The organism is Serratia sp. Tan611 (genome assembly GCF_905188235.1).
Taxonomy (GTDB): domain Bacteria; phylum Pseudomonadota; class Gammaproteobacteria; order Enterobacterales; family Enterobacteriaceae; genus Serratia_B; species Serratia_B rhizosphaerae.
In genome coordinates, this window is the sequence record NZ_LR994655.1 from 233,091 (window position 1) to 251,919 (window position 18,829).

The window sequence follows — 18,829 nt, forward strand, 5'->3', positions numbered from 1 at the left end:
TGATGCTGTCGGTCTGGGACACTTACGGCGAAACCTGGCGCTTTCATACAGCCTGAGCCGCGGTTTGTACGGGCCTGTGACCGGATTATTGATCTCAGGCAACCACCATGCAGGCCGTCTGAGTCGGCCGGATAATTGGGATCTTCTGGTGCTGCCCGGTTATGAAAAACTCGGCGGTAATTACCGCTCACGTCAATTAGTTATGCCGCTGGCGGAATTGGCGGCGCTGCGCGCAAAAATTATCGCTTCCGCACTGGAGGCGTTTGAGCCGGATATTTTAATTGTTGATAAACATCCTGCAGGTTTACAGGGTGAGCTGTTGCCGGCATTAAAGACGCTGACGACAACCCGGCTGGTGCTTGGCCTGCGGGATATATTGGACGGGCCAGAAACCGCGCTGGCCCAATGGTATGCCAGCGGCAGTCATCAGGCGGTCAGAGAATATTATCATCGGATCTGGATTTATAGCGATCCGCGCATTCATTCCCCGTTTGATTCCGGCGAGCTGCCCGAAGAGTTACGCGCGATAAGCGATTTCACCGGTTATCTCGCCAAAGGGCGGCGTACGCTGGGCGAACCTGACGCCGCGATGAAAAATCAGTGGGGACGGCAGTTCCTGACCTTTGTCGGCGCAGGGTCGGACGGTTTTCCCGTCGCTCAGGCCGCCGTCAGAGCCAGGGTGCCCGCTGGGTATCAGCATCTTGTCTGCACCGGCCCTGATATGCCGGCAGAAGACGTTGCAGCCCTGCGCCTGATGGTCTCTTCGCCGGCCATCAGCGTGACATCGTTTATCGAACATGCGGCCACCCGTATCGCCTACGCTGCCGGTCTGCTGACCATGGGGGGATACAACACGCTGTGCGAAGCGTTGGCGACCGACACGCCGACGCTGGTGGTGCCGCGTCGTTCGCCGCGCCTGGAGCAGCAAATCCGGGCTCAGGTGCTGGCAGAATGCGGCCTGATCGATATGTGCCCGATTGACCGGATCACGCCGGCGTTCGTCGGTGACTGGCTGGAGCGGTGCAGCGGACGGCGCGTTGTACGGAGCAGGATAGATCTGGATGGCCTGCAGCATGTGCCGGCTCTGGCCAGCTCATTATTAACCACCAAGGAAGGAACTGCTGATGCAACGGACACCGCGCACAGGATATGTGCTGAAAACCTATCCCAAGCTGTCTGAAACCTTTATCTCAACGGAGATTCTGGCGCGTGAAGCGGCGGGAGAAACGCTGGACATCTTTTCCCTGCGCACGCCTGATGAGGCGTTGATTCATGATGCGGTGCGGCGAGTCAAGGCGCCGGTGTGTTATCCGATACGGCCGCAAACGGCGGATGCGTTATGGGCACTGCTGCGCCAGGCGCAGCAGCAGCTACCTGCGCTGAATTCATTGCTGCCCGTTTTATTCAGCCAGCCAATGGAGGTGGCGGCGCAGGCCTGCGCAATTGCATGCCAGGTGCGGGCGCACAAAATCGACCATCTGCATGCGCATTTCGCCACGGTGTCCGCCGATACGGCGGCGCTGGCGGCGCGTTTGGCGGGGGTGCCGTTCTCGGTAACCGCCCATGCTAAAGACCTGTTCCATCAGTCGGTATCTCACACACATTTGCGGCAGCTGTTTTCCCAGGCGCACCATGTGGTCGCTATCAGTGATTACAACGCCCGCTGGTTGGAAACGCGCCTGAGCGCCGCGGATCCGCACGGCGGTTTTCGGATCCGGCGTATCTACAACGGGCTGGATCTAAAAACCTTTACTTTCCAGGCGCCCAGCGCTCTGCCGGATGCGTCGCCACGTTTTATCGCCGTAGGGCGTCTGGTGCCAAAAAAAGGCTTTGCGACCCTGATTGACGCTGCCGGACTGCTGCGCGATCGGGGTGTCGGCTTTCAAGTGGACATTATCGGCAGCGGCGTGGAGCAGGCTCGGCTGCAGGCGCAGATTATGCGCCTCGGTCTGGCGCAGCAGGTGGCGCTGCGCGGCGCGTTGCCGCGGGAGCAGGTGATCCCGCTGTTGCGGCAGGCGACGGCGTTTGCCGCGCCCTGCGTGGTGGCGGAAGACGGCAATGCGGACGGACTGCCGACGGTGCTGCTGGAGGCGATGGCGCTGGGTATTCCCTGCATCGCGACGGATGTGACCGGCATTCCCGAGGCGATCCGCCATGAGGAAACCGGTTTGCTGGTGCGGCAGCATGATGCAGAGGCACTGGCGGAGGCGATGCTGCGGCTGGCTCGGGATCGGGCGTTGAGTTGCCGCCTGGCCGATGCCGGCCGCAGTCTGATCGAACGCAACTTCGACGCCGCCGTGCAGGCGCAGCTGCTGGCGCAGGCGCAGGCGGAGCCGCCGCCCGCCGGGGGGACGCACCGATGAGGATTGCCTATGTGTGTGCGGATCCCGGCATTGCGCTGTTCGGCACCAAAGGAGCCAGCGTTCATGTGCAGGAGGTCATCCGCGCCCTGCGCCGCGCCGGGCATCAGGTTAATGCGTTATGCCTGCGGCGCGGCGATGCGGTACCTGCTGACCTGGCGGATCTGCCGGTTGAGGTGTTCCCGCTGCCGCCGGGGGCGCAGACGCCCCGCGAACGCGAGGAGGCGGTGTGGCGAGCCGGCCGCCGGATGGCGGAGGCAATTGCCGTTCAGCGTCCGGAACGGGTGATTGAACGTTATTCATTATTCAGCGCCGACGTGATGCTGACGGCCAGCGAGCTTGGCATCCCCTGCGCGCTGGAGGTGAATGCGCCGCTGCTGGAGGAGCAGCGTAAATATCGCAGCCTGATCTATTACGACCGGGCGCTGGCGACACTGCAGGCGGCGGCGCGGGCGGCCAGCGTAGTGGTGGCGGTTTCTTCCGCCGTTGCCGACTGGGTGCTGCATCATGCGCCGGCCGCCAGGGTGTTGATATTGCCCAACGGCGTTAATACCGAACGTATCGTTCCGCCGCCGTGGCGCGATGCGGTAAACCCGCTAACCATCGGCTTTGTCGGCACGTTGAAGCCTTGGCACGGGGTGGAGGTGCTGCTGCAGGCCGCCGCGCAGGCGGGACGGCCTGCATGGCGGCTGTGCATCGTCGGCGACGGCCCGCAGGCCGAGAGTCTCCGTAGCCTGGCCGCCAGGCTGGCGCTGCAGGTTGAATTTACCGGCGCGGTGACGCCGGAGTCTATTCCAGCACTGTTGCAGCGGATGGACATTGCGGTCGCGCCCTATACCGCCGAGGCGGAACCCTATTTCTCCCCGCTCAAGGTGTTTGAATATGCCGCCGCCGGGCTGCCGATCGTGGCGGGCGCGCATGGGCAACTGACGGATATTCTGCTGCACGGTGAAACGGCGCTGATGTTTACCCCGGGCGACAGCCAGGCGCTCACGCGCCACCTGCTGGCATTGGCGGATGACCCGGCGTTGCGCGAACGGCTGGGGCAGGCGGCGCGCCGCTGGGCGCTGGGTCAAAGCTGGCAGCGGGTGATGGCGCGTATGCTGCAGGCGATGGCGGCCGGCGTGACGCCAGGAGGACGGCGATGACGTCAGCGACAGGGCCTGAGGCGTACGCATTCGCGTCGTCGCTCGGACGGATGGTGCGCCATATGCTGCCTTACCTGCGCCAGCAGAAGAAGCTTGCCGCCGGCGGCGTACTGGCGATGTTGACGGAGGTAGTGCTGCGCGTTGCCGAGCCGTGGCCGGTGAAATATGTGATTGACGCGCTGTCGGTTTCGCTGGGCGCTCGTCTGGACGGCGATATGGCGCCGGCGACGCTGTGGCTGCTGCTTGTCTGCGGCGGCTGTGCGCTGGCGCTGGCGATGTTGCGCGCGATGGCGAGCTTTCTGACCACGCTGGCCTTTGCGCTGACCGGCAGCCGCATCGCCACCCGGCTGCGCGCCGATCTGTATCAGCACGTGCAGCGTCTGAGCGTACAGTATCACCGTACTACGCCGCAGGGCGATCTGGTGCAGCGGCTGGTGGCGGATATCGGCCGTCTGCAGGAGGTGGCGGTCACCGCCGGCCTGCCGCTGATGGGCAACATGCTGACCCTGGTGGCCATGAGCGGCGTGATGCTGTGGCTCAACCCGCCGCTGGCCCTGTGTGTCTTGGGCTGTGCTGCGGCGTTTGTGCTCGCCACCCGCTATTCCGCCCCGAAAATCACCGCCGCAGCGCGGAAAACCCGGAAGCAGGAGGGGGCGCTGGCTTCGCTGGCGCATGAAACGCTGGGGGCGATTGCAGTGGTGCAGGCTTATGGCCTGGAGTCGGCGTTCAGCCAACGTTTTGCCGGCGCTAATCAAAAATCGCTGACTGAAGGCGTGCGGGCGCGGCGGCTGGCCGCGGCACTGGAGCGCGCCACCGATGTGCTGGTGGCCCTTGCCGTAGGGGCGGTGTTGTTTTTCGGCGGGCTGCAGGTGCTGCGCAGCGAGATGACGCCAGGCGATTTGGTGCTGTTTCTGACGTACATGAAAACCACCATGAAACCGTTGCGCGACGTGGCGAAATATAGCGGCAGGATCGCGCGCGCCGCCGCCTCGGGCGAGCGGGTGATGCAGGTGCTGCGGCAGCAGCCCGCAATCAGCGATGCTGCCGATGCGCGGCCCTGTTCCGAACCGGTGCGCGGCGAACTGCATTTTGACCATGTCTGGTCAGACTACGGCGGTGCGCCGGTGTTGAAGGGCGTTGAGCTGCATATTCGGGCCGGCGAGCATGTCGCGCTGGTCGGCGCATCCGGAGCCGGGAAGTCCAGTCTGGCGGCGCTGGTGATGCGTCTGCAGGATCCTGCCCGGGGTGAGGTGCGCCTTGACGGGCGGCCGTTGCGCGGCCTGATGCTGGCTTCTCTGCGTGCGCAGGTGGCGGTGGTGCATCAGGAGCCGGTGCTGTTCGCCATGAGTATTCGCGACAACATCCGCATGGGCAATTTGGCCGCAGACGATGCGGCCATTGTCGCCGCCGCCCGGCAGGCCGACGCCCTGGCCTTTATTCAGGCGCTGCCGGCCGGTTTTGATACGGTGCTCGGGGAGCGCGGCGAGACGCTGTCCGGCGGCCAGCGTCAGCGTATTGCCATTGCCCGGGCGCTGTTGCGCGATGCGGCGGTGGTGGTGCTGGATGAGGTGACGTCTGGGCTGGACAGCCGGGCGGCGCAGGCGGTGCTCAATAGCCTTGACCGCTTGATTCGCGCCAGAACCACGCTGGTGATCACCCATGACTTTGACGTCGCGATGCGCTGTGAACGCATCATCTGGCTGGAGGACGGCAGGGTGGTTGAGTCCGGGCCGCGGGACGCCTTGCTGGCGGGGGATGGTCGTTTTGCTCGCTGGGGGGCAGAGCGCGCCCGCAGCCACTCGCAGCACGGAGGGGAAATATGATGATTAATCTGGTGGATCCGCAGGCTATCCGGCGCGCGTTGAGCGATCAGGCGTTAACCCAGATGGCCGGGCAGCCCATCGGCTGCCATTACCTGCGCGTCAAGCCCGGCACTTCGGTGTGGGGAGAGATCTCGGGCGACTTCGGCGACGGCCTCGGCAGAGGCTGGCTCTATGTCCACGCCGATCCACTGAAGGCGAATAAATTCAGGCAGCGCGCTGAGCGGTACGGCCTGCCGCTGCTCGCACTGGGATCCGGAGCGATCATGGGCAGCATGGCGCTCGATCCGGCGCTGCACCGCGGCTGGCGGGTATTGCGTCGCCGGCTGTCTGGCGAGGCGACGACAGGCTGGTCGCTGCTGAAATATCGACCGGGGCGGCGGATGGTGTTGCGGGTGGAAGAGCAGCATGGCGGTTCTTCGTTGGTCAGAGTGCTGGCCCGCTGCACGCCGGCTTATGCAGCGGTGGTGAGGCTGGTTCATCAGGCAGGGTTGGGGGCGGCGTTGCAACGGATGGACACACGGCATCATATCGTCAGCCTGCAGTGGCTGGAAGGTGAAACCGCCGGGAGCGTGCCGGCCGAGAGGCTGGAGGAGTCCTTGTTTGCTGTGGCCCGGCTGCATGCGCTGCACGCCGACGGCCTGGATCTGCCACATTATGACGCAAGCTGGTTCGCGCAGACGCTGGCGCAGGCTGAACGCACGCTGTGCTGGCTGCTGCCGGCGCTGCACCATCAGGTGCGGCGGTTGACGGAACGCTTATCGGCGGCCGTTGCGGACTCGCTGAACCGGCCGCCGGGGTTGGTGCACGGCGATTTTTCCGCCGACCAGATTGTGTGGCACGCCCGGCGACCGCCGCGTTTGATCGATGTCGATCGCGCCGGCTACGGGCAGCCGGTGATGGACATCGGCTCGCTGTTGGCGGTTGAGATGCTGCAGGGCAACTTACGCAGCCTGCCTGCGCTGCCTTACCCTGCGCTGTCGGCGTGGGTGGCGTATGCGCTGCTTCAGCGGGCGGCCGAACCGTATCGTTATGGCGATGAGAGCTGGCAGGGTGCACTGCAGGCGCGCATTCAACAGGCGTGGGCGGTGCTGGAATGAAACTACCGGAGATCATGTTTGCTCTGTCAGGCGGCGTCTGGCGTCTGCAGCGCTGCTGGCCGTCGCTGGACGATAGTCTGCCGCCGGCGGTGAAGCGCATCATCGTGGAGGCGACGCCGATGCACGGCGATCGCAGCCGTCGTCATGCAGCGCTGCTGAGTGTCAATCCGCTCCTGCCGGAGGAGGCGCAGTGGCTGCGACTTCATCCCTATGGTCAGGATGCGGCGTTGCCGGCGCTGACGGGGCATTTACAGCACGCGCTGCGGGACGACCCCAGCGCCGTGGTCGTGGCGCACCGCAGGGGAAAGCGGGCGGTGATCCGTTCCGTCCACGGCTTTATCAAGGTGCTGCGGCCGGGGAAAGCGCCGGCGCTGGTGCATCGTCAGGCGTGCGCCGCACGCTATTACGGCGGACACGCCGTGTTGGCGGCGCTGTTGCAGCATGACGATGCGGCGTTAATCACCGCCCCGCTGGCGGGCCGGACGCTGGCCGAACTGGGAAATGACCCGTCGCTGGATGACGGTGGGCTGGCCGGTTGCTGGTTTGCCTTCGGCAGCATGATGCGCCGCTGTCAACGTGAACTCCCTGCCGACTGGTGTGGTTTGCCTCAGCATCGCCTTGAGGATGAGTGGCGCATCGTTGATGACTGGCTGATGCGCATGATGCTGTCTGGGCAGGTGCCGCCGGAGCGCGTGCTGGTTCTGCACCAGCGCAGTCAGCAGCTTTGCGGCGCGCTGGCCGGTGAGGGCGTCGTACCGCTGTCTCTGCTGCATCGTGATTTGCACGACAAACAGGTGTTGTTCACGCCGGACGGGCCGGCGCTGCTGGATTTTGACACGCTGGCGCTGGGCGATGCGGCGCTGGATCTGGGCAACGTATTGGCACATCTGCGGTTGCGGGCCTATCAGCATGCCTGGTGCAGCGGACTGGAGCCCTCGCTCAGTTTTACTCGTTTTCGTCTGGCGCGACAGGCCTTGCTGAACGGTTGGGCGCCGGATGAGGCGTCGATGGCGCGTGCGAACTTATTTACCGAACTGAGCTGGATCCGCCTGACTGGCGTTTATCAGTGGCGGCCTGCCTGGCAAAAAATGGCTAAGCATATGGTGCAGGCTGACGACCATCAGGGGCTGTAAGCCGTCTGTATCGGCGACGGGGTATGAACAAGCGGGAGAGAAGGATGATAAGGAATTCATGTTTAGCGGCAGTACCGTTGTTATTCCTTTCTGGTGCGGCTGAGGCGATAACGCTGTATGAAGAAAAGGGCACCACGCTGGATTTTTCCGGTTCAATTCGCCTGATGTTCGAAAATGCGAAGAAAACCGACGCGGGGCAAAACAGCACGCATATCAAGGATGAGAGTTCGCGTTTTGGTATTGGCATTTCACACCAAATCGACAGCGACCTGCGCGGTTTTGGTTATTTAGAGTTTGGCAACGATACCCAGTCGGCGGAGAACAAATTCAAACTGGGCAACCGCCAGGCGTATGTCGGTCTGGCGCGGCGCAGTCTTGGCAATATCGCCATTGGTCGCGTCCTGTCGCCGTTCGATAAGGTGGCGCGTTCAGACTATACCTACGAATATGGCGGCGTATTGGATTTCGGCGATAGATATATTGGCCGTTCCACCGGCAGCTCCGATGACGGTAAAAATGACTTTATCGGCCGCGTGTCCAATTCTGTGCGCATGATGTCCGCCGAGTTTGCCGGTTTCAGCGCCGGCGCAACCTACACCCTGCAAAACGGCGATGAGATTAACGATATCAATAACGCCTACACGCTGGCGGCCTTTTTCCGTCAGGCGAACCTGCGGCTGGCCGCAGGATACGGTATGGCGGAAGGCAACGGCGAACGCGCGAAGAAACCCCAGAATTATATGGACAGCAAGGCGCGGGTGAAGGCGATCAAAGAAGAGATCTGGGGCATCGGCGCAGAGTATACCCTGGCGGATCTCGATCTCTCTCTGGCGGTTGACTACGGGCGGTTGCGCATCAAAAACGACAACCAGCGCTCGGGAGATGCGTATAAAAAAGTCAACGGGACGCCGAAGGCTGAACTGCTGGGGCTGGGAGCAAACTGGGACTGGGGCCGGGGTAATCTCTACGGCGGCTATTACCGGAAGGCGGGCAACCATGACGCCAATAACTGGCGGGAGCAGCGTTATGTGATAGGCGCAGATTATGAACTGACGAAAAAGGTCGTCACCTGGGTCGAGCTGGCCCATGAAGATCAACGCGCCGACCGGTACGAAAAAGTGACCGACAGACTGCTGGGGCTGGGGCTGCGCATCTATTTCTAAAGCGCCCGGCCGGACGCCGACGATCGGGCGTCCGGCCGGCATGGGTTCAGGGCTGTGACGTCAGCGGTTGAGTGACGGGCGGCACCGCGTTGGGGCGTGCGGCGTCGCGCACGAACGGCAGATGATCGCAGGCATGCTGACGGGCGGAACGAATAAACGCTTCGGTGATCGCCTGGCGCTGTTCGCCGTCGCGCACCGCGGCGTACAGCCGGCTCCACAGGCCGTCGCCCAGGGTTTTGGTGATCACCAGCCCCTGACGTTCAAAGCTCTCCACCACCCAGTGCGGCAGCGCGGCAATGCCCATGCGCGCCGCCACCATCTGAATCAGCAGCAGCGTATTATCGACGCTTTTTAACGCCGGACTGATGCCGGCCGGCTGCAGGAAGTAACGCCAGATATCCAGCCGTTGACGCTGCACCGGGTAAATCATCAGCGTTTCATCGCTCAAATCTTCCGGTGTGATCTGCGTTTTACCGGCCAGCGGGTGATCTGGCGCCAGTACCAGACGCACCTCAAAATCAAACATCGGCGAATAGTGCAGACCGCTGCGCGGCAGAATATCGGAGGTCATCACCAGATCCAGCTCGCCCTGCTGCAGGGCCGGCTGCGGGTCGAAGGTGACGCCGGATTTAAAATCCATCACCACCTGCGGGTAGCGCTGGCGGAAGTTATCCAGCGCCGGCGTCAGCCATTGGATGCAGCTGTGACATTCGATGGCGATGCGCAGCGTGGTCTGATGCGGTTCATGGCAGGCCTGCAGCGCCTGTTGGATCTGCGGCAGCACCTGCTCCGCCAGCTGCAACAGGATCTCTCCCTGCGCGGTAAAGCGCAGCGGCTGGCTTTTGCGAACGAACAGCTTGAAACCCAGACGCTGTTCCAGATCGCTGAACTGATGCGAAAGGGCAGACTGGGTCTGATGGAGTTGGGCTGCCGCGGCGGCTAACGAGCCGGTATTACGCAGTGCCTGCAGCGTCCGTAAGTGTTTCAGTTCGATCATGAGAGTCCTTCACGGTGACAGTGAATAATTTGCGCTTGTGGTTACTACAGTACCTGTTGATTATGGATGTGTAAACATCTAGACGGCTAAGTGCCCATTTGTCCGGGCCACAATGGGGGAAAGACGATGACAATTTTGAATCACACTCTGGGTTTTCCGCGTGTTGGGCTACGTCGTGAGCTGAAAAAAGCGCAGGAAAGCTACTGGGCAGGTAACTCAACGCAGGAAGAACTGCTGGCCGTGGGGCGTGAGCTGCGCGCGCGTCACTGGCAGCAACAACGGCAGGCCGGAGTAGATTTGGTGCCGGTCGGCGATTTCGCCTGGTACGATCACGTACTGACCACCAGCCTGCTGCTGGGCAACGTGCCGGCACGTCATCAGAACCAGGATGGTACCGTCGATCTGGATACGCTGTTCCGCATTGGCCGCGGCCGCGCTCCGAGCGGCGAGCCGGCAGCGGCGGCGGAAATGACCAAATGGTTTAACACCAACTATCACTACATGGTGCCGGAATTCCATCAGGGCCAGCGGTTCAAGCTGGGCTGGACGCAGCTGCTGGATGAAGTGGACGAGGCGCTGGCGCTGGGACATCAGATCAAGCCGGTGCTGCTGGGGCCGCTGACTTACCTGTGGCTGGGCAAGGTTAAGGGTGAGCCGTTTGACCGCCTGACGCTGCTGCAGGATATTCTGCCGGTGTATCAGCAGGTACTGGCGGAGCTGGCCAAACGCGGCGTGGAGTGGGTGCAAATTGATGAGCCAGCGCTGGTGCTGGAGCTGCCGCAGGCGTGGCTGGATGCTTACCAGCCGGCGTATCAGGCACTGCGGGGCCAGGTAAAACTGCTGCTGACTACCTATTTCGACAGCGTCGGCCATAACCTGGACACCATCCGCGCGCTGCCGGTGCAGGGGCTGCATGTCGATCTGGTGGCGGGCAACGACGATATTGCCGCGTTGAACAATGCATTGCCGAAAGACTGGCTGCTGTCGCTGGGTGTGATCAACGGCCGCAACGTATGGCGCGCCGATCTGAGCCGCTGGTTCGATAATCTGCAGCCGCTGGTGGGCAGCCGTCCGCTGTGGATTGGCTCTTCCTGTTCGCTGTTGCACAGCCCGATCGACCTGAGTGTGGAAACGCGCCTCGATGAAGAGGTGAAGAGCTGGTTTGCTTTCGCCCTGCAGAAATGTGCGGAGCTGTCGCTGCTGAGCGCGGCGCTGAATGCCCCGGATGCGGATAAACAAGCGCAGTTGGACGCCTACAGCGCGCCAACCCGTGCCCGCCGTCACTCCAGCCGCGTACATAACGCGCAGGTGGAACAGCGCCTGGCGGCTATCGTCGCGCAGGACAGCGAGCGCAACAGCCCGTATCCGCAGCGCGCCGACGCGCAACGCGAGCGCTTCAACCTGCCGGCCTGGCCGACCACCACCATTGGCTCATTCCCGCAGACCACTGAAATCCGCGGCCTGCGTCTTGATTTCAAACAGGGGAGGCTGGACGGCAGCAACTACCGCACCAGTATCGGCGAACATATCAAACAGGCGATTGCCGAGCAGGAGCGCCTGGGCCTGGACGTGCTGGTGCACGGTGAAGCTGAACGTAACGACATGGTGGAATACTTTGGTGAAAACCTCGACGGCTTTGTGTTTACGCAAAATGGCTGGGTGCAGAGTTACGGCTCCCGCTGTGTGAAACCGCCGGTGATTATCGGCGATGTCAGCCGTCCGCAGGCGATTACCGTCGAGTGGGCCAAGTTTGCCCAGTCGCTGACCGACAAGCCGGTTAAAGGCATGCTGACCGGGCCGGTGACCATTCTGTGCTGGTCGTTCCCGCGCGAAGACGTCACGCGTGAAACCATCGCCAAGCAGATTGCGCTGGCGCTGCGCGACGAAGTGGCAGATCTGGAAAAGGCCGGTATCGGCATTATTCAGATTGACGAACCGGCGCTGCGCGAAGGGCTGCCGCTGCGTCGCTCCGACTGGGCCGCTTACCTGAACTGGGCGGTGGATGCCTTCAAGCTGAATGCCGCAGTGGCACGTGACGATACGCAGATTCACACCCATATGTGTTACTGCGAGTTTAACGACATCATGGATTCGATCGCGGCGCTGGATGCGGATGTGATCACGATCGAAACCTCACGTTCCGATATGGATCTGCTGGAAGCCTTCAAGGAGTTCGAATACCCGAATGAAATCGGGCCGGGCGTATACGATATCCACTCGCCTAACGTGCCGAGCGTGGAATGGATTGAAGCGCTGCTGCGCAAGGCAGCGCAGAACATTCCGGCGGAGCGCCTGTGGGTGAACCCGGACTGCGGCCTGAAAACCCGCGGCTGGCCGGAGACCCGTCAGTCGCTGGCGAACATGGTGCTGGCGGCGCAGCGCCTGCGTGAAACGCATAAGCCAGACAGCAACAGGATTGAGGGTGCTTCGGCGCCCTCAGACTGCTGACAAAGTTAGTTATTAGGGAGAGCGTGGCGATGGGGTCGTAGCGGCGTAAGCCGCCGGAGTGCCCCTCGTTACGCTAGGCCCGGGTATCTCCGGCCATCAGACGACTTTGTCATCAACTTCAGGGCGCTTCGGCGCCCTTTTTTATTATTACGGTGCTAAAGGGGATTGCGGGCTGTGCCCTCATTCGATATTGTTATGTTATAACATATTATTTGGGATGGTTATCATTGTTTGTTCAATCTGATGGCCCTGCGTTATTGCAATTACGGCGGCTGTCGTTGTCCATCGGCGGTAAACCGCTGCTGTCCGATATCAGTCTGAGCCTGCGGCAGGGAGAGCGGCTGGCGATCATCGGCCCTAACGGCAGCGGCAAAAGCACGCTGCTGCGTATTCTGACCGGCGAGCTGCAGCCGACGTCCGGTGACGTGCGGTTTACCGGCCGCGCCCTGTCTCAGCTTAGTCGCATGCAGCGCGCCCGCGCGATTGCGCTTCTGGCGCAAAATGACAGCGCTCATCCGCACCTTACCGTCGATGAATACGTCTCTTTGGGGCGCTTGCCCTATCAGGGAGAGGGGAGCATGCGGCAACACCGGCAGATTGTCGAACAGGCGCTGCTGGAAACCCGCATGCAGGCGCTGAGGCAGCGCCGCTTTGCCCGGCTTTCCGGCGGCGAGCGACAGCGGGCGGCGCTGGCGCGCGTTTTCGCTCAAACGCCGCAGCTGTTACTGCTGGATGAGCCGACCAATCATCTTGACCCGCTGGCGCGTGCCAGCCTGTTGTCATGGGTGAAACGCAAGGGGATTACGGTGATTGCAGTGCTGCATGATTTACCGCTGGTTGCACCGTTTGCCGACCGGGTAGCGGTGATTGAACGCGGTCGTCTGGTGCGCTGCGATGTGCCGGAGCGCGCGCTGGCCGCCGACTGTATTCGCGCGGTATTCGGGTTGGACAGCTTTGTTATCCCGCATCCGCAAACCGGCCAGCCATTACATATTTTTGAAGCGCCGCCATGCGCAGGGTGAGGGTGTTTATGAGCAGGGCAGTATTGCATGCGTTATTGCTGCTGGCGTGGCCGGCGTTGGGTGCGGCGTTTCCGGTGACGGTCGACAGCTGCGGCGAACCGCTGACCTTCAACGCTGCGCCGCAGCGGGCGGTAATCAACGATTTAAACATGGCCGAGATGGCATTTGCGCTGGGGCTGCAGCCGCATATCGTCGGGCTGACCGGCATATCCGGCTGGTATCAGGTCGATGCCGAATTCAAACGTCAGCAGGGAACGATTCCCGAGCTGGCGGACAAGTATCCGTCACTGGAAACGCTGTTGGCAGCCAATCCGGATTTCTTCTTCGCCGGCTGGAACTATGGCATGAAAATCGGCGGCGAGGTTACGCCGCAGTCGCTGGCGAAATATGGCATTAAAACCCTGGTGTTGAGCGAAAGCTGCATCTGGACTCAGCGGTCACGGCCGCGCGCCAGTATGGCGCTGCTGTATGACGATATGCTGAAACTGGGGAAAATCTTCGGTCGTGAAACGCAGGCTGTCCAGTTGGTTAATCTGTGGCGACAGCGGCTGGAAACGCTGCGTCAACGTATCGGCCAGCGGCCGGCGCCCAAGGTCTTTGTCTATGACTCTGGTGAGGATAAACCTTTCACCAGCGGGAAATATGCCATGCCGACCGCGCTGATTGAGGCCGCCGGCGGCAAAAACGTGATGGATAACTTGGCGGCCAGCTGGGCGACCACGTCGTGGGAAGAAGTGGCGCGACAGCAGCCGGATGTGATTGTGCTGCTGGATTATCAACATGGGGGAGGCGCGGCGCACTTGCAGCAGTTTCTTGCCGCGAATCCGTTAATGAAACACACCCCGGCAGTGCGTCATCAGCGTTATCTGCGCCTGAAGTATGCCGAGTTGACGCCCGGGCCGGCCAATATCGCGGCGATAGAGAAACTGGCGCGCGTGCTGTATCCGGAGGTCTTTGATTGATTAACGGCAGGCTGCGCTATGTCGTGGCGATCGTACTGCTGTTGGCATTGCTGGCGGTGCTGATGCTGGTCGGTATCGCTATCGGTGCGACCCGTTTACCTGATGGACAGCTGATGGCGGTATTAGGGCTGGGCGATCGACCGGCGTCGCCGATGATCGCCCGGATCGTGTTTGAGCTGCGTGTGCCGCGGGTGTTGCTGGCGGCGCTCACCGGCGCGGGGCTGGCGCTGGTTGGCGCGTTGCTGCAGACCGCCACGCGCAATGAGCTGGCGGACCCGTTTTTATTTGGCCTTTCGTCCGGCGCGTCGGCCGGGGCCGTTGCGGTGATTACGCGTCTGGGCGACCGCCTGGGGAACTGGACATTACCCATTGCAGCCTTTATCGGCGGCCTGGTGTCCGCCATTGCCGTCATGCTGCTGTTGCGTTTGCAACAGCATAAAGGCGCGGAGCGTATTGTGATCAGCGGCCTGGCGATCTCTTTTTTGTTCGGCGCGCTGACGAATTACCTGGTGTTCACCGGCGATCAGCGTGCGGCAAGCGCGATTCTGTTTTGGTCATTGGGCGGTCTGGGGCTGGCAAGCTGGCAAAATCTTTGGCTGGCGGCCGCCGCCAACCTGCTGCTGATAAGCTTTATCTGCTTACGCTGGCGGTCACTGGACGCTTTGCTTGGCGGGGAACAGACCGCCGTTTCGCTGGGAGTCCAGCTGACGCGGTTACGCAGTGAGGTATTTCTTTGCTGCGCGCTGGCGACGTCTGCATTGGTGGCGCTAACCGGGGTGATTGGCTTCGTCGGCCTGATGGTGCCGCACTTGGCGCGGCCGCTGTGCGGCGTGCGTCATTTGCCATTGTTGTCGCTGAGCGCCGTTATCGGCGCACTGTTGCTGACCGCCGGCGATGTGCTCAGCCGCACCCTGATGGCGCCGCAGGAGCTGCCGATTGGCGTGATTACCGCCGGGTTAGGCGGCGTGTTTGTGCTGATGATTCTGTTTAAACGCTAAGTGCTAAGTCAGAGCCACCGCCGTGCCGGCGTCGTGATTGGGCCCAGCCGTTGCGCTGAGCCCGTACGCCGTTTACTTCACCCCGACCACGCCGTGCTGTACAAACCAGTTCAGCATGCGCTGCCAGCCGTCCTGCGCGGCTTCGGCGTTATAGCTCGGGCGGTAATCCGCGTTAAAGGCGTGACCGGCTTCGGGGTAGACTACGATCTCCGCATCGGCGTTGGCGGCGCGGATCGCTTGGCGCATGCTTTCCACACTCTCCAGTGAAATACCGCTGTCCTGTCCGCCGTACAGCCCCAGCACCGGGGTCGACAGATGGCTGGCAATATCAACCGGATGCTTGGGTGAGTTCAGCGTCTTTTCCCCCACCAGTTTGCCGTACCAGGCCACCGCAGCCTTGAGCTGCGGGTTGTGCGCGGCATACAGCCAGGTGATGCGCCCGCCCCAGCAGAAACCGGTGATGGCCAGTTTACTGGCGTCGCCGCCGTGCCGGGTCGCCCAATGGGCGACGTGGTCCAGATCGGCCAGCACCTGATTGTCCGGCACTTTGCTGACCAGTTTTTGCAGCAGTTCGCCAATCTCGCTGTAGTCGGTAGCATCGCCCTGGCGGAAGTACAGCTCCGGCGCAATCGCCAGGTAGCCCTCTTTCGCCAGCCGGCGGCAGAGATCCTGAATATGCTGATGGACGCCGAAAATTTCCTGCACCACCAGGACCACCGGGAAAGGGCCCTGATGGTTAGCCGGCTTGGCAATATAGGCCGGCAGATCATCGCCCTGCGAGGGAATGGTGGTTTCCCCGGCGTGAATGCCCTGATCGTCGGTGTAAATTGTCGTATCGGCCAACGGCTCGGCGGCAGGGGCGAAGCTTCCCTGTACCGGTTCTAGTGTCATTGCGTGTTCGGTTTTCATGGCGGTCTCCATCCAAGAGAAGCGGAGCAAAGATTAACTATAGATAACAAGATGGCCGGTTGTCATCGCCGTTTTGTGGCGTTTGTCGGCTATGCTTGAGCCAGTGAAAACATGGCTCTTTGGGGTTATTAATGTGATTTAAATCACATAAAATATGTCGATCGCTGCCTGTTTCTTCCTTTGTGGTGACGTTAGTCACGAAAAATGGCGAAGATTTTCAGTAGAGTGCTTTTTTGTTCCTCCCAATAATCCTGATTTATGAGGAGTCTCGTATGTCTCAGTCTGATGTTTTTCATCTCGGCCTCACCAAAAACGATTTACAAGGGGCTCAGTTGGCAATTGTTCCCGGCGATCCGCAGCGCGTAGAAAAAATTGCCAAACTGATGGAGAACCCGGTGCATCTGGCGTCCCATCGTGAGTTCACCACCTGGCGCGCGGAGCTGGACGGCAAAGCGGTGATCGTCTGTTCCACCGGTATCGGCGGGCCGTCGACCTCCATCGCGGTGGAAGAACTGGCACAGCTGGGGATTCGTACGTTTTTGCGTATCGGCACCACCGGCGCCATTCAATCGAATATCAACGTCGGCGACGTGTTGGTGACCACCGGGGCGGTGCGTCTTGACGGCGCCAGCCTGCACTTTGCGCCGATGGAGTTCCCTGCCGTGGCCGATTTCGCCTGTACCACCGCGCTGGTCGAGGCGGCCAAGGAGAACGGCGCTGTGACCCATATCGGCGTTACCGCCTCTTCTGACACCTTCTACCCGGGACAGGAGCGTTATGACACCTATTCCGGCCGCGTGGTCAGCCGCTTCAAAGGCTCGATGGAGGAGTGGCAGGCGATGGGCGTAATGAACTATGAAATGGAATCTGCCACGTTGCTGACCATGTGCGCCAGTCAGGGACTGCGTGCCGGCATGGTGGCCGGCGTGATCGTCAACCGTACCCAGCAGGAAATCCCGAACGCGGAAACCATGAAGCAGACCGAAAGCAAAGCGGTGCAGATCGTGGTGGACGCGGCGCGTCGCCTGCTGTAATCCGCTGTTTTTACGGGCCGTCGTGCGGCCCGTTTCTCCCTTCCTGCGCGTTAAATTCTGCATCAGTACGTAAGCTGCGGCGCTGCCGGCGGTAAAAAGTTTTGCGCCTTTTCAGTCATACTCCCTTGTCTGTTGCCGCAACTTGAATTATTTAGGGTATAACCTTCAGCGTCCGCCCGCTTTGTCCACTCGCTGCGTTGGCGCTTTCTCAGACAATAATCAAGAGGATGTCTATGACCGCCCAAATTCTGCTCCACCCCTCGCTTGCGCCCCTGGATGGCGGCATCAACTTTCGTGATTTAGGCGGCAACAGCGCTGCCGACGGACGGCGCATCAAGCGCGGCCTGCTGTTTCGTTCCGGCTCGCTGGAACGCCTGACGGAAAACGACTGTACGTTCCTGGCGGGCGTCCCGGTGCGTTCGGTGCTGGACTACCGCGATACCGATGAGGTGCAGGCCAAGCCGGATATTTTATGGCAGGGGGCGCAGTACCACCATTTCCCTGCCAACCCGCTGAGCAATGAAGTGAACGCCAACCTGGAAAAACTCACCAGCGAGACGCTGGCGACGTTTGATGCGCGTGCTTTTATGCTGGAGCTGTATCGTCGTCTGCCGTTTGGTAATGCGGCCTATCAGCAGCTGACGAGCCTGCTCGGCAACCCGGCGGAAGGGGCCATTGTGCAGCACTGTGCGGTCGGCAAAGACCGTACCGGGATCGGCTCTGCGTTGGTACTGTTCGCGCTGGGAGCGGATGAAGCGACGGTGGTGGAAGATTACCTGCTGACGGAAACCACGCTGGCCGCCTTCCGCGAACAGATGTTGGATCAGCTGTCGGTACGTCTGAATGAGTCTGCGCTGGCGCAGTTTGCCTATGTGCTGAGCGCCCGTGAAGAGTTTCTGATGACGGCGCTGGGCTGTATCCGCGAACAGTACGGCAGCACCGACCGCTGGCTGGAGGCGGAGTATGGCCTGGGCGCCAGCCAGCGTGCCGCTCTGCAGGCGCACTATCTGGAGTGAGGCGGCTATCGCCGCCGCGTTTAGCCGGGGTTTAAGCAGCCCCGGCGAGCATAGGATCTAACTATCACAGCGCCGTAAAGGAGCCTGTCTTTGAGTCTCAGCGACGTTATTCACTGGGTCAGCGACGTCGTGCGGCAGCACGAGGGCTGGGCCATTCCGATTATTTTCTTCCTGGCCTTCGGCGAATCGCTGGCGTTTCTTTCCCTGCTGCTGCCGGCGACGGTGATCCTGCTGGCGCTGGGCGCGCTGATCGGGGAAAGCGGCATCGCCTTCTGGCCGATCTGGGCGGCGGCGGCGGCCGGCGCATTCTTTGGCGATTGGCTCTCTTATTGGATCGGCTACCGCTATCAGGATCGCGTGGCCCATATGTGGCCGCTGTCGCGCAATCCGCAATTACTGGTGCGCGGCCATGCGTTCTTTGAACGCTGGGGCGTGCTGGGCATTTTCTTCGGCCGTTTCTTCGGCCCGCTGCGCGCGGTGGTGCCGCTGGTCGGCGGTATCTGCGCCATGCCGCAGCGCTATTTTCAACTGGCCAACCTGACCTCGGCGATGATCTGGGCGTTCGGCATTCTTGCGCCGGGGGCGTTCGGTATCAAGTGGTTAAGTCAGTGGTTTGCCTAGTTTGCGCAGCGTTGCGCATAATTGCACGGCAGATAAAATTCTGACTGGACATCCATACAGTCTCCCCTTAACGTGACGGGCAGCGGGCGCGAAGCGCC

At 61.6% G+C, this 18,829-nt stretch carries 16 protein-coding genes; 14 read left to right on the forward strand and 2 right to left on the reverse strand.

The window, feature by feature from the left end; all coding sequences use genetic code 11:
* The first annotated feature begins 76 nt into the window (after nt 1-76).
* The 7 genes from TAN611_RS00980 to TAN611_RS01010 are packed head-to-tail and all read left to right on the forward strand — an operon-like array spanning nt 77 to nt 8,724.
* A complete protein-coding gene (locus TAN611_RS00980; protein ID WP_203067108.1) occupies nt 77-1,180 on the forward strand; it encodes a glycosyltransferase family protein in 1,104 nt (367 codons plus the stop codon).
* On the forward strand, nt 1,125-2,363 hold the full coding sequence (locus tag TAN611_RS00985) for a glycosyltransferase family 4 protein (RefSeq protein ID WP_203067109.1): 1,239 nt from the start codon (nt 1,125-1,127) through the stop codon (nt 2,361-2,363). The genes TAN611_RS00980 and TAN611_RS00985 overlap by 56 nt, the downstream gene beginning before the upstream one ends.
* On the forward strand, nt 2,360-3,508 hold the full coding sequence (locus tag TAN611_RS00990; RefSeq protein WP_203067110.1) for a glycosyltransferase family 4 protein: 1,149 nt from the start codon (nt 2,360-2,362) through the stop codon (nt 3,506-3,508). The genes TAN611_RS00985 and TAN611_RS00990 overlap by 4 nt, the downstream gene beginning before the upstream one ends.
* On the forward strand, nt 3,505-5,331 hold the full coding sequence (locus TAN611_RS00995) for an ABC transporter ATP-binding protein (RefSeq protein ID WP_203067111.1): 1,827 nt from the start codon (nt 3,505-3,507) through the stop codon (nt 5,329-5,331). The genes TAN611_RS00990 and TAN611_RS00995 overlap by 4 nt, the downstream gene beginning before the upstream one ends.
* Nucleotides 5,328-6,428, forward strand: coding sequence for an aminoglycoside phosphotransferase family protein (locus TAN611_RS01000; protein ID WP_203067112.1), 1,101 nt, complete (start codon nt 5,328-5,330; stop codon nt 6,426-6,428). The genes TAN611_RS00995 and TAN611_RS01000 overlap by 4 nt, the downstream gene beginning before the upstream one ends.
* A gap of 14 nt (nt 6,429-6,442) precedes the next feature.
* Entirely contained in the window at nt 6,443-7,561 is a 1,119-nt protein-coding gene (locus TAN611_RS01005; protein WP_158684775.1) for a phosphotransferase, read from the forward strand.
* A gap of 44 nt (nt 7,562-7,605) precedes the next feature.
* Nucleotides 7,606-8,724: a porin gene (locus TAN611_RS01010; RefSeq protein WP_203067113.1), complete on the forward strand. Its 1,119-nt coding sequence runs from the start codon at nt 7,606-7,608 to the stop codon at nt 8,722-8,724.
* A gap of 46 nt (nt 8,725-8,770) precedes the next feature.
* Here the strand turns inward: TAN611_RS01010 and metR are convergent, their stop codons facing one another.
* Nucleotides 8,771-9,721: an HTH-type transcriptional regulator MetR gene (gene metR / locus TAN611_RS01015; RefSeq protein ID WP_105229399.1), complete on the reverse strand. Its 951-nt coding sequence runs from the start codon at nt 9,719-9,721 to the stop codon at nt 8,771-8,773.
* A gap of 126 nt (nt 9,722-9,847) precedes the next feature.
* Here metR and metE point away from each other — a divergent pair, with 126 nt between their 5' ends.
* The 4 genes from metE to TAN611_RS01035 all read left to right on the forward strand — a co-directional run bounded on the left by metE (nt 9,848) and on the right by TAN611_RS01035 (nt 15,151).
* Entirely contained in the window at nt 9,848-12,169 is a 2,322-nt protein-coding gene (gene metE, locus TAN611_RS01020; RefSeq protein ID WP_203067114.1) for a 5-methyltetrahydropteroyltriglutamate--homocysteine S-methyltransferase, read from the forward strand.
* A 227-nt stretch (nt 12,170-12,396) separates the two neighbouring features.
* On the forward strand, nt 12,397-13,191 hold the full coding sequence (locus TAN611_RS01025; protein ID WP_105229401.1) for an ABC transporter ATP-binding protein: 795 nt from the start codon (nt 12,397-12,399) through the stop codon (nt 13,189-13,191).
* An 8-nt stretch (nt 13,192-13,199) separates the two neighbouring features.
* Nucleotides 13,200-14,153 (forward strand): ABC transporter substrate-binding protein, encoded by a 954-nt coding sequence (locus TAN611_RS01030; RefSeq protein WP_203067115.1) that lies wholly within the window; start codon nt 13,200-13,202, stop codon nt 14,151-14,153.
* 62 nt (nt 14,154-14,215) lie between these two features.
* A complete protein-coding gene (locus TAN611_RS01035) occupies nt 14,216-15,151 on the forward strand; it encodes an iron ABC transporter permease (RefSeq protein WP_203067740.1) in 936 nt (311 codons plus the stop codon).
* Nucleotides 15,152-15,223: 72 nt separating this feature from the next.
* On the opposite strand, the gene TAN611_RS01040 is transcribed toward TAN611_RS01035, so the two are convergent.
* Nucleotides 15,224-16,060: a dienelactone hydrolase family protein gene (locus tag TAN611_RS01040; protein ID WP_197950205.1), complete on the reverse strand. Its 837-nt coding sequence runs from the start codon at nt 16,058-16,060 to the stop codon at nt 15,224-15,226.
* 272 nt (nt 16,061-16,332) lie between these two features.
* Between TAN611_RS01040 and udp the strand changes: the two genes are divergently transcribed.
* The 3 genes from udp (at nt 16,333) to TAN611_RS01055 (ending at nt 18,731) form a co-directional block, all read left to right on the forward strand.
* Complete coding sequence (gene udp / locus TAN611_RS01045; RefSeq protein ID WP_111736241.1) at nt 16,333-17,094, forward strand: uridine phosphorylase; 762 nt, start codon at nt 16,333-16,335, stop codon at nt 17,092-17,094.
* A 233-nt stretch (nt 17,095-17,327) separates the two neighbouring features.
* A complete protein-coding gene (locus TAN611_RS01050; protein ID WP_111736242.1) occupies nt 17,328-18,110 on the forward strand; it encodes a tyrosine-protein phosphatase in 783 nt (260 codons plus the stop codon).
* Nucleotides 18,111-18,200: 90 nt separating this feature from the next.
* On the forward strand, nt 18,201-18,731 hold the full coding sequence (locus tag TAN611_RS01055) for a DedA family protein (protein ID WP_105229405.1): 531 nt from the start codon (nt 18,201-18,203) through the stop codon (nt 18,729-18,731).
* Nucleotides 18,732-18,829 lie beyond the last annotated feature (98 nt).